Raw genomic sequence first — 10,848 nt, 5'->3', positions numbered from 1 at the left:
GGGCGTCATAGGCCGAACCGCCGACCAGGCCCTCGTCGGTCACGAAGCCGGCAGAAAGCTCGGCATTCATGTAGGCGATGATTTTGCGGACTTCCGCCATGGCTTCCGGGCCGATGCCGTCGCCGGGCAGAAGGAAGAGGTTGCGCACAGTCATGGATAGTCCTTCTCGCGGGGGGAAAACCGGCTGCATGTTTCTTGAAATCGCAGTCGATTTAAGGAAACATGCAGCCCTCCTAAGTTCTGCAGCGGCCGCGGTGCGCCTGAACAGGCGCACCGCGCTGCCGGGCGCGTTCTAGCGCAACTTCGTATCGAGGGAAATCGGCGAAACGAAAGATTTGTGCGCGGCCGCGAGCGACATGTTCCCGACGGAACAGCTGATCAGCCGGGGGACTGCGATGATTTTTTCAGAAACCGCGTGCCTGCCCGGCCATCGATCCTCAAGGAGAAAGAACATGCGCAACTTCGTCCACGCCGTCGCCGCCCATATCCGCGCCACGACCAAGAACCTGACCTTTGCTGGCCGTCCGTCCGCCCGGCGCTCACCGGCCTCGTCCTATAGCTGGCTTAGCTTTCCTCTTGACTGAATCGGTGCCTCCGGATCGAATGCGGGCAACACAACTGGGAACCCGCCATGTCCGAGACGCTGCTGATCGGAGCCTTTCTCGCCGCCCTCTCCTATGTCCTTATTCCCGGGCCGGCGTTTCTGGCGCTCCTCGGCATCGGCGCCGGCCAGGGGCGCAAGGCAGGCGCTCTGTTCATGGGCGGGCATCTTGCCGGTGACGTTCTCTGGTCGACCCTGGCGCTGGTCGCAATCGTCGGCGCCCGCTCCGTCGGCACGACGATCTTCGATATCCTCGGTCTCTTCTGCGGCGCCTATCTCGGCTGGATCGGCTGGACGGCACTGCGCGCACGCCCCGCCGGCGAAAACCGTGCGCTCGTGACAGTCGAGCGCCCCCTAAGGCGCGGACTGATTTTCGGACTCACCAATCCCAAGGGTTATCCGGTGGCGCTCGCAACCTTCACCGCGCTGCTTGCCAGCTCGGCCAACGCGCTCGAGTTCGATGCGCTGCCGGCGCTGCTCGGCGTCTCGCTGATCGGATTTCTCTTGGCCGATCTGATCCTGATCGTCATCATCGGCACCTCGGTCGTGCGGCGTTTCTACCGACGCCACGAACTCACGATCGTCCGGCTCTCCGGTCTCCTGTTCATCGGCTTTGCCGTTCAGGCGGTCTGGCACGCTGCCCCCGGGCTTCTCGGTTTGCGCAGGCCTTGACGGCAAGCCGCCTCACGACCACCTCCATTGCCTCCGCGTCCTGATGTCATAGATCACGACGCCCCTCCCCGGCCCCGCGTCGGACCGCATGCGAAAGGATTTCTGATGACCACCAGCACCCCGCTCAATCCCGCGCTCACCGCATGGACCGGCCACGAAGGCCTGCCGCGTTTCGACCTGGTGAAGGACGAGGATTTTGCTCCGGCGTTCGACGCGGCTTTCAGGGAACATGAGGCGGAGATCGACGCGATTGCCGAAAACCCGGCGGCGCCGACCTTCGAAAACACGATCATTGCGCTGGAGATCGCCGGTGACGGACTGTCGCGCGTATCCTCGATCTTCTGGAACAAGGCCGGCGCCGACACCAACGAGACGATCCAGGCGCTCGAGCGCGATATCGCGCCGAAGATGTCCCGGCACTATTCGAAAATCGGCATGAATGCGGCGCTGTTCAAGCGCATCGACACGCTGTGGGAAGGGCGCGCAAGGCTTGGCCTCGATCTTGAAGCGACGCGCGTACTCGAGCGGCACTGGAAGGGTTTCGTCAAATCCGGCGCCCAGCTCGCGAAGCCCGAGCAGGAGCGGCTGGCAGCGATCAACGAAACGCTCGCCGGTCTCGGCGCCAAGTTCGGGCAGAACGTGCTCGCCGACGAGAAGAGCTGGGTTCTGTTCCTGGAGAGCGAGGAGCAACTCGCCGGGCTACCGGACTTCCTGCGTGACGCCATGGCCGCAGTCGCCGAAGACCGCGGCCAGAAGGGAAAATACGCGGTCACCCTGTCGCGTTCGATCATCGAACCGTTCCTGACCTTCTCCGACAATCGCGAGCTTCGCGAGCAGGCCTTCCGCGCCTGGATCGCGCGCGGTGAAAGCGGTGGCGCGACCGACAATCGCGGGCTGATCGCCGAGACGCTGGCGCTGCGGGCGGAAAAGGCAAAGCTGCTCGGATACGAAAACTTCGCGTCGCTGAAACTCGACGACACCATGGCGAAGACGCCTGATGCCGTGAACGGCCTCTTGATGCAGGTATGGGAAAAGGCGGTTGCCCGTGCGCGCGAGGAAGAGGCCGAGCTTGCCCGGCTGGTTGCCGACGAGGGCCGCAATCACGACGTCATGCCCTGGGACTGGCGCCATTACGCCGAGAAGCTCCGCGCCGAGAAGTTCAATTTCTCTGAAGGCGAACTCAAGGCCTACCTGCAGCTCGAAAAGATCATCGAGGCCTGCTTCGATGTCGCCAAGCGCCTGTTCGGCATTACCGCGACGGAGAAGAAGGGCATTGCCGCCTACCATCCCGACGTGCGTGTCTTCGAGATCAAGGATGCATCCGGCAAGCTGGTGGCGCTATTCCTCGGCGATTACTTCGCCCGGTCCTCGAAGCGCTCGGGTGCCTGGATGAGCTCGTTCCAGTCGCAGCACAAGCTCAAGCTGAAGAACGGTGCGGAAGGCGAACTGCCGATCATCTACAACGTCTGCAATTTCGCGAAGCCCGCCGAGGGCAAGCCGGCGCTGCTGTCGCTCGACGACGCCCGCACGCTCTTCCACGAGTTCGGACACGCCTTGCATGGCATGCTATCCAACGTCACCTACCCTTCGGTGTCGGGCACGGGTGTGTCGCGCGACTTCGTCGAGCTGCCGTCCCAGCTCTACGAGCATTGGCTGACGGTGCCGGAGATCCTCAAGCGCTACGCGGTGCACTACCAGACCGGAGAGCCGATGCCGCAGGCGTTGCTCGACAAGGTGCTGGCGGCGCGAAGCTTCAACTCCGGTTTTGCAACGGTCGAGTTTACCTCCTCCGCACTGGTCGACATGGCCTACCACACGGCCGCGGTGACGGCGGAACCGATGGCGCTCGAAGCCAAGAAGCTCGATGAGATCGGCATGCCGAAATCGATCGTCATGCGCCACCGCAGCCCGCATTTCCTGCACGTCTTCTCTGGCGACGGCTACTCGGCCGGCTACTATTCCTACATGTGGTCGGAAGTGCTCGACGCGGACGCGTTTGCCGCCTTCGAGGAAACCGGCAACGCCTTCGATCCGGCCATGGCCGCTCGTCTCAAGAACAACATCTATTCGGTCGGCGGTTCGATCGATCCGGAGGATGCCTACAAGGCCTTCCGTGGCAAGCTGCCGAGCCCGGATGCGATGCTGGCGAAAAAGGGCCTGGCCGCCTGAGCCGCGCCTATCTCCGATCACGCCATCCGGCGTGATCGGTTGTTCCAAAGTCCCCGCGCCGTCTCGCAAGCAGCCTCGTAGTCGTCGTGATTGCGCAGGCTGAGAAGGGCGGCAGCCGCCGTCGTGACGATGGTGGTTTCCGCGCGTTGGTCGCGGGCAGCACCGGTCCAGACGGCTTGCCAGTATTCGCGGCTGCTCAAGCCCGTGCGCGCTTCGGCTGGCGGCGCGATTTTCGCGGGAATGATGAGGTCCGATGGTTCGCCCCCGACAAGACGGAAAAGCGGCGTCTGGCGGTAGGGCGTGAACTCGGCGTGGTCGCGGGTGTTGCCGAGGATCGTCAGTTCGCTCGTTTCGAGCAATAGAGCGATGTCGCGGCTGAGCGTGCGGCTCGAAGGATTGGCGACGCCGAGCAGGCTTGCCCGCCCGCCCATCGGATTGATGAGGTGAATGGCGGCGTTCAGCGGCATGCGCATCTCCATCAGCCGATAGAGTCCCAGCAGACGATAGACCTGTGGGGCAAAGGCCGACAGCGGCAGGTAGGCGATGCCCGCGGACCCAAGTGCAGCCTTCGCCGCTGCGATCGACGTGCAGACCGGGATGCCGGCTGTGGAAGCGGCCACCTCGAGCTTGTGCCGCTCCTGACCCTTTTCACCGTAGCTTCCATGCAGCACGACGCGATGGCCGGCATCGGCGACGAGCCGTGCCGCATGCAGGAACCAGGGCGCAGTCTTCAATTTCGGCGAGAGGTAGCAGGGCCAGTCGAGGTCGGCGATCCCGCTTCCCGGTTCGATCGCACCGATATGGCGGCGCATGGCGCGCACGAAGCCGGCCACCTCCACCGCCGTCGGCCCGCGGTAGTGCAGCACCGTCATCAGCGCGCCGATCTGCACCGGATCAGCCTCCCCGGCAAGGATGATGGCCAGCGCGTCCTCTGCCTCCTCTTTGCTCAAGGGTCGGCTGCGGCCGGCGCCGGTGCCGACAGTCGCGATGCAGCGCGCCAAGCGTCGTTCAGGGGCGGCGTCGTCACCGATTTCGGCCAGCTTTGCGGCGAACTGTTCCGGCGCCGGCTCCCCCTCAAGCAGGCGGCTTGGCCGGACCGCCAGCGGTGGTGCGTCGGTCAGGGCCTGCCCTCCCCAACCGGCGTGACCCGTCGCTGTGGGGGCGGAGGCAGTGGAGCGTGCGTCAAGCAGGGCTTCGGTCTCTGCGGCAAGTGCGCGCACGCGTAGCCGCAGAGACTCGGCAAGCGGGGTCGGGCGCAGCCCGTGACCGGTGCGCAGAAACAGCGGATCAGCATAGTCCTCACGCAATTGACCGAGCAAGCGGCTCATCGCCGAGGGCTGCAGGCCGACGCTTGAGGCGGCACGGCTGACGCTGTTTTCGCGCAGCAGCGCGTCGAGCGCCACCAGCAGGCGCAGCTTGCTCAGATCCGTCTGACGTTCGTTCGAGACCGGCTTTCCAACTGCTTCGCCCGTTCGTTCTTCCGCCATGGTTCGTCCTGCCTTCCTGTCTCATCCGGCATATTCGCGGGCGCTGTTTTGCGTCGTTTCGTATTTGGAACCGTTCCAAAACAGCGTCGTTGACCGCCTCCCTCGCCAATAACTAAGTGGAGTTCATTACTCAAGATATATGCGGGGCGAAGATGATGAAGCGGATGGGGCTTGCGACCGAAACCGAGGGGCAGCGGCAAGGGGCCCGCCGGAACCGGTGCGGTCCGGGCGGATGGTCACGTCGTTTCGTCTGCGCCTGCCTTGCCGGCACGGCGTTGACAGTGCCGACGGACGCCTTGGCGCAGAAGGCCGAGGAAGAGGATAAGGAGAAAGCGACCGAGCTTGAGCAGATCGTGGTGACGGCGACCGGATTCGAGCAGAACGTCAAGGATGCGCCGGCGAGCATCACGGTGGTCACGGGCGAAGACCTGCAGAAGCGGTCGTTCCGCGATCTCACCGATGCGCTGCGTGACGCGCAAGGGGTGGCGGTGACCGGTGTCGCCAACGAGCGCGACATCTTCATCCGCGGCCTGCCCGGCTCCTACACGCTGATCCTCGTCGACGGCAAACGCCAAAGCACGCGCGACGCGCGCACCAACGGCAATTCCGGCTTCGAGCAGAGCTTCATCCCGCCCGCCGCCGCCATCGAGCGCATCGAGATCGTGCGCGGCCCGATGTCGTCGCTCTACGGTTCCGATGCCATGGGTGGCGTCATCAACATCATCACCCGCAAGGTCGCCGACAGCTGGACCGGCTCGGTCACCACCGACGGCACGATGCAGCAGCACAGGCAGTTCGGCAATTCAGGCCAGATGTCGTTCTACACCAGCGGTCCGATCCTGAAAGACACCCTCGGCGTGCAGATCTGGGGCCGCGGCCTGAAGCGCGGCGAGGACAAGTTCCTGTCCGGCATCACCGGCGCGAAGGAGCACGATCTGACGGCGCGGCTTTCCTATACGCCGAACGAGGATCACGACTTCTTCCTGGACGGCGGCACGGCGCGGCTGAAGCGCGACGCCAATGTCGGCAACACCATTGCGCCCGGTCCGCGCGCCGTCAGCACCTACAACGAAAACGACCGCGATCATTGGTCGTTTTCCCATACCGGACGCTGGGGCCCGACGACGTCCGACTTCTCCATCCTGCAGGAATGGGCGGAGCGTCGGAACTACAATTACAGCCAGGCGGACGGCCGTTTCATCAAGCAGCCACGCGCACCCGAAGTCCGCAACACCGTCATCGACGGCAAGTTCACCACCCCCTTCGATCTCGGCGGCAGCCACACGCTGGTGACCGGCGGGCAATATTTCGAGGCGCGGCTTTCCGACCAGAATCCGGGTCGACGCACGGGCAAAACCGAAACTTTCTCGGCCACCCAATGGGCGCTGTTTGCCGAGGACGAATGGCGCATGGTCGATGACTTCGCGCTGACCACCGGCCTGCGTCTCGATCACCACGAGGAATATGGCTACCATCTGAGCCCACGCATCTATGGCGTCTGGAACGCGACCGACATGCTGACGGTGAAGGGCGGCGTCTCCACCGGCTTCCGCGCGCCCGATATCCGCAGCATCGCCCCGGGCTATGCCTACACCACCGGTGGCGGCGGTTGCACCTACGGGCCGACCGGCACCTGCGGCGTCATCATCGCGGACCCGAACCTGAAGGCCGAATCGAGCACCAGCTATGAAATCGGCGCGGTTTGGGACAATGGCGATGTCATCCTCGGCGGAACCTATTTCTACACGGACTTCCGGGACAAGATCGCCAACATGCCGGTGATGGACGCCTCGGGCAATCCGGTCCGTTGGAGCGAGGAACCGAACTACCGCCTCTGGTACAACTACAACATCGACGACGCGATTATCCAGGGTGTGGAACTGACGGCGACCTGGAATGCGACCCCGGATCTGACACTTCGCGCCAGCTATACCTATACGCAGTCGGAACAGCAGACCGGAGATTTTGCCGGCTTCCCGCTGGCGCGCACACCGGAGCACATGGCCAATCTGAGAGCTGACTGGTTCACGCCGGTCGAAGGGCTCGAGGCCTGGGCATCGGTCAACTATCACGGCGAGGAAGTCTCTGCCGGCCCGCGTGTCTCGACCACCAGCGGCAAGCCTGTGAAGATCAACGGCAAAACGGGCTACAAGTATGATGCCTACACCACCGTCGATATCGGCACGAAATATGATGTCGGCGAAGGCCTGACGCTGAACGCAGCCGTCTACAACCTTTTCGACAAGGAAGTGGAGCCGACCGATTTCAACGCCGTCGGGGAAGGTCGCCGTTTCTGGTTGAGCCTGACGGCGACATTCTGATCATCCGGCCGGCCCTTCCCGGCTTCGGATCGAGAACAGACGGCGCCTTCCCGGGCGCCGTCTGCGCTTTTCTCAAGCGCCCCTCTTTCTCAAGCGTTTTGGTCCACGCCAAAAGTCGATAGCAGGCTTTGCATCCGCTGCGCCGCCAGTTCCGGCCGGTCGAGTACATTGGCGCGGTCGGCGAGGCGGAAGATGTCGGCGTAGTGCAGCACCCCGCGGGCGGACTGCATGCCGGCGGGCATGGTGAAGTGGCGCTGGTGACCGTTCAGCCAGGCGAGGAGAACGACGCCGGCCTTGTAGTATTGCGTCGGCGCTTCGAAGATCTTGCGGGACAGCGGCACGGTCGGCTCGATCACGCCGCGGAAGGTCGCTAGATCGCCTTTCGCGAGTGCCGCCAAGGCCTTGGAGGCAGATGGCGCCACCGCATCGAAGATGCCGAGCAGCGCGTGGCTATACTTCGTGCCGTCGCCTTCGATCAGTTCGGCATAGTTGAAGTCATCGCCGGTGAAGCAGAGCACCCCTTCGGGCAGGCGATTGCGCAGTGCCACTTCCTTGGTGTTGTCGAGCAGCGAGATCTTGATGCCTTCAACCTTGTCGCGGTTGGCCTCGATGATCGACAGCACCGTATCGAGCGCCTTGTCGAAATCCTCCGAACCCCAGTAGCCCCGAAGCTGCGGATCGAACATGTCGCCGAGCCAGTGCAGCACCACCTTTTTTCGGGTCTGGCCGAGGATGCGGCCATAGACGTGGCGATAATCGTCGGCGGAACGGGCGACGCGGGCAAGCGCCCGGCTTGCCATCATGATCGCCCTGCCCCCCTCGCCTTCGACAAAGCCGACCTGTTCCTCATAGGCCGCAATCACGTCGTCCAGCGACCGCGCGTCTGCCGGGGCGAGATGATCGGTGCCGGCGCCGCAGGCAAGATCAGCGCCTGGAATTTGCCGCGCTTCGCCGAGCGAGCGGCGGATCAGTTCCTGCGCGCCCGGCCAGGCAAGGCCCATGCCGCGCTGGGCGGTGTCCATCGCCTCGGCGATCTTGAAGCCCAGGCTCCAGAGGTGATGGCGAAACGCCATGGTCGCGTCCCAGTCGATCGCCGGATTGCCCCAGGGATCGAGGTCGCGAAGCGGATCCGAAACCACATGGGCGGCCGCATAGGCGATGCGGTTGAAGGTCGGCGGCGTGCTGGGCCGTTCGATCGGCGTTCCGGTCAGACGATACTGTTCAAGCGAACCGTCTTGGCACGGCAGCGTCAGGCTTGTCATTGGGGTTGGTCTCCTCCGCGGACGTTTGTCTTGGAATACTTTGGATCGTTCCAAATGGCAAGCGACAATGTTTTTCAGGTGAGTGCCTCTCCTCTTGGTGATTGCGAATTTCCGATAATATTATTGAAATTCAATCGAATATTCTGCCTATAGCGCAAATCTTAACGTCTCTCTGGATGTCTTGTCTCTGCGTCGGGCGCGGCCGGACTCGAAAAAAGTGATCAGCGAACACTTGACGAAATTGGAACGTTCCAATTATGAAAGAGAAAAGCAGGCAGAAGAATTCGGGAGGATGCTGTGGTCAAGGAGAGGGTAACGGTCATCGATATTGCGCGCGCCGCCGGCGTGTCGAAGTCGACCGTGTCGCTCGTTCTTCAGGGCAGCTCGCTCGTCAACGAGACGACACGCGCCAAGGTGAATGCCGCCATCCGCGATCTCGGCTACGTCTATAACCGTAGCGCCGCCAATCTTCGCCAGGCGAAGTCCAAGATCATCGGCATCGTCGTCAACGATCTCACCAATAGCTTCTTTGCGGAGCTCGCCGTCGGCGTCGATGCGGTCGTGCAGTCGGCTGGCTTCGTGCAGTTCCTTGCCAATACCGGCGAAAAGATCGAGCGCCAGCGTGAAGTGGTGGCGTCGATGCGTGAGCACGGTGTTTCCGGTCTCATCGTCTCCCCGGCGCGCGGCACGGAAGCGGCCGATCTCGCGCCGCTGGTCGATAGCGGCATTCCGGTCGTGCTGGTCGTGCGCGATATCGCGGGTGCTGAGGTTTCCTCGCTGATTTCAGACAACCATGCCGGCGCCATGGCTGCTGTGCGTCACCTGATCGAGCGTGGCCACCAGCGCATCGCCTTCCTTGGCGGCTTTCCGGATACGGCCGTTTTCGAGGCGCGCATGCGCGGCTACCGCGACGCTCTTGTCGAGGCCGGCATGCCGGTTTCCGAGGCGCTGATCATCGGTTCGGCGCCGTCGCGTGCCGGCGGGGTGACGGCGGTGGAGCAGGCGATGATGCTCGCCGACCGGCCGACGGCCGCTCTCTGCTTCAACGATGCGGTCGCTTTCGGCGTCTGCGATGGTCTCCGGGCCCGGCGGCTGGAGCCGGGCGCAGACTTCGCCGTCATCGGTTTCGACGATGTGATCGAGGCGAAGACAGCAGTTCCGGCGCTGACGACGGTGTCCGTCGATCCACAAGGCATGGGCCAGCGGGCCGCCGAGTTGCTGTTGAAGCAGATCAAGGCCGGCAAGGCGGAGCCGGAAACGATCGTCGGTTCGGTCCGTCTCGTCGTTCGCCAGAGCTGCGGCGCTGCAGTCGAGAGAAAAAGGGAGGCACTGGCATGACGCGATGGGGTCTGATCGGCGCGAGCACGATTGCGCGTGAATGGGTGATCGGCGCGATCCGCGCCGCCGGAGGCGATGTCGTCTCGGTCATGAGCACCAGCGCCGAGCGCGGCGCGGCCTATGCCGAGGAGAACGGCATCGCCAAGTCGGTGACTTCGCTTGCCGAACTGGTCGGCGATCCCGATGTCGATGCCGTCTATGTCTCGACCACCAATGAGCTGCATCGCGAGCAGACCCTGGCGGCGATCGCCGCCGGTAAACACGTGCTTTGCGAAAAGCCATTGGCCATGACGCTGGAGGATGCGCGCGACATGGTGAGCGCGGCGCGGGAAGCGGGTGTGGTGCTTGCCACCAACCACCATCTGCGCAATGCCGCCAGCCATCGGGCGATGCACGATGCGATCGCCGAAGGCAAGATCGGCCGGCCGATTGCTGCTCGCGTCTTCCATGCGGTCTATCTGCCACCGCATCTCCAGGGCTGGCGGCTGGAGCGGCCGGATGCCGGCGGCGGCGTCATCCTCGACATCACCGTGCACGACGCCGATACGCTGCGCTTCATCCTCAATGACGACCCGATCGAAGCGGTCGCCATCAGCCATAGCGCCGGCATGGGCAAGGAAGGCCTGGAGGATGGCGTCATGGGTGTCATCCACTTCCGCTCCGGCGTCATCGCCCAGTTCCACGATGCCTTCACCACCAAATATGCCGAGACCGGGCTTGAGGTGCATGGCACCGAAGGTTCGCTCATCGGCCGCAACGTGATGACGCAGAAGCCGATAGGCACGGTGACGCTGCGCAACGCCGATGGCGCGAGCGAGCTTCCGCTCGACCATGCCAATCTCTACGAAACCGCACTTTCCGCCTTCCATGCTGCCGTCAGGGGCGAAGGCCGTGCTTCGGCGACAGGCGAAGACGGCGTCTGGTCGCTGGCAACGGGCCTTGCCGTCGTCAAGGCGGCGGCCACCGGCCAAGCCGTGGCGATCGAAACGGGACTTTGA

At 63.7% G+C, this 10,848-nt stretch carries 9 protein-coding genes; 6 read left to right on the top strand and 3 right to left on the bottom strand.

All coding sequences use genetic code 11. The features are described from left to right. The coding region (locus tag IB267_RS30325; protein WP_246810896.1) for an isocitrate/isopropylmalate family dehydrogenase at positions 1–154 on the bottom strand (154 nt) is incomplete at its 3' end. 298 nt (positions 155–452) lie between these two features. Here IB267_RS30325 and IB267_RS33800 point away from each other — a divergent pair. The 3 genes from IB267_RS33800 (at position 453) to IB267_RS30315 (ending at position 3,442) form a co-directional block, all read left to right on the top strand. Then, on the top strand, positions 453–584 hold the full coding sequence (locus tag IB267_RS33800; RefSeq protein WP_256436981.1) for a hypothetical protein: 132 nt from the start codon (positions 453–455) through the stop codon (positions 582–584). 47 nt (positions 585–631) lie between these two features. After that, complete coding sequence (locus tag IB267_RS30320) at positions 632–1,273, top strand: LysE family translocator (protein ID WP_192451104.1); 642 nt, start codon at positions 632–634, stop codon at positions 1,271–1,273. A gap of 105 nt (positions 1,274–1,378) precedes the next feature. Next, entirely contained in the window at positions 1,379–3,442 is a 2,064-nt protein-coding gene (locus IB267_RS30315) for a M3 family metallopeptidase (RefSeq protein WP_192451103.1), read from the top strand. Positions 3,443–3,459: 17 nt separating this feature from the next. On the opposite strand, the gene IB267_RS30310 is transcribed toward IB267_RS30315, so the two are convergent. Continuing rightward, on the bottom strand, positions 3,460–4,929 hold the full coding sequence (locus IB267_RS30310) for a glycosyl transferase family protein (RefSeq protein WP_192451102.1): 1,470 nt from the start codon (positions 4,927–4,929) through the stop codon (positions 3,460–3,462). A 152-nt stretch (positions 4,930–5,081) separates the two neighbouring features. Here IB267_RS30310 and IB267_RS30305 point away from each other — a divergent pair, with 152 nt between their 5' ends. Then, the gene (locus IB267_RS30305; protein WP_246810892.1) at positions 5,082–7,250 is read left to right on the top strand and encodes a TonB-dependent receptor domain-containing protein; all 2,169 of its coding nucleotides are present in this window, start codon (positions 5,082–5,084) and stop codon (positions 7,248–7,250) included. Between the two features lie 89 nt (positions 7,251–7,339). Here IB267_RS30305 and IB267_RS30300 read toward each other — a convergent pair whose 3' ends face one another. After that, positions 7,340–8,512: a dihydrodipicolinate synthase family protein gene (locus IB267_RS30300; RefSeq protein ID WP_192451101.1), complete on the bottom strand. Its 1,173-nt coding sequence runs from the start codon at positions 8,510–8,512 to the stop codon at positions 7,340–7,342. 297 nt (positions 8,513–8,809) lie between these two features. On the opposite strand from IB267_RS30300, the gene IB267_RS30295 reads away from it, so the two are divergent. Continuing rightward, positions 8,810–9,850: a LacI family DNA-binding transcriptional regulator gene (locus IB267_RS30295; protein ID WP_192451100.1), complete on the top strand. Its 1,041-nt coding sequence runs from the start codon at positions 8,810–8,812 to the stop codon at positions 9,848–9,850. Further along, on the top strand, positions 9,847–10,848 hold the full coding sequence (locus tag IB267_RS30290; RefSeq protein WP_192451099.1) for a Gfo/Idh/MocA family protein: 1,002 nt from the start codon (positions 9,847–9,849) through the stop codon (positions 10,846–10,848). Before IB267_RS30295 ends, IB267_RS30290 begins: the two co-directional genes overlap by 4 nt.

Origin of the sequence: Ensifer sp. ENS09 (assembly GCF_014852425.1) — a bacterium.
Taxonomy (GTDB): Bacteria; Pseudomonadota; Alphaproteobacteria; order Rhizobiales; family Rhizobiaceae; genus Ensifer.
This window is presented reverse-complemented; position numbering and strand designations above follow the sequence as displayed.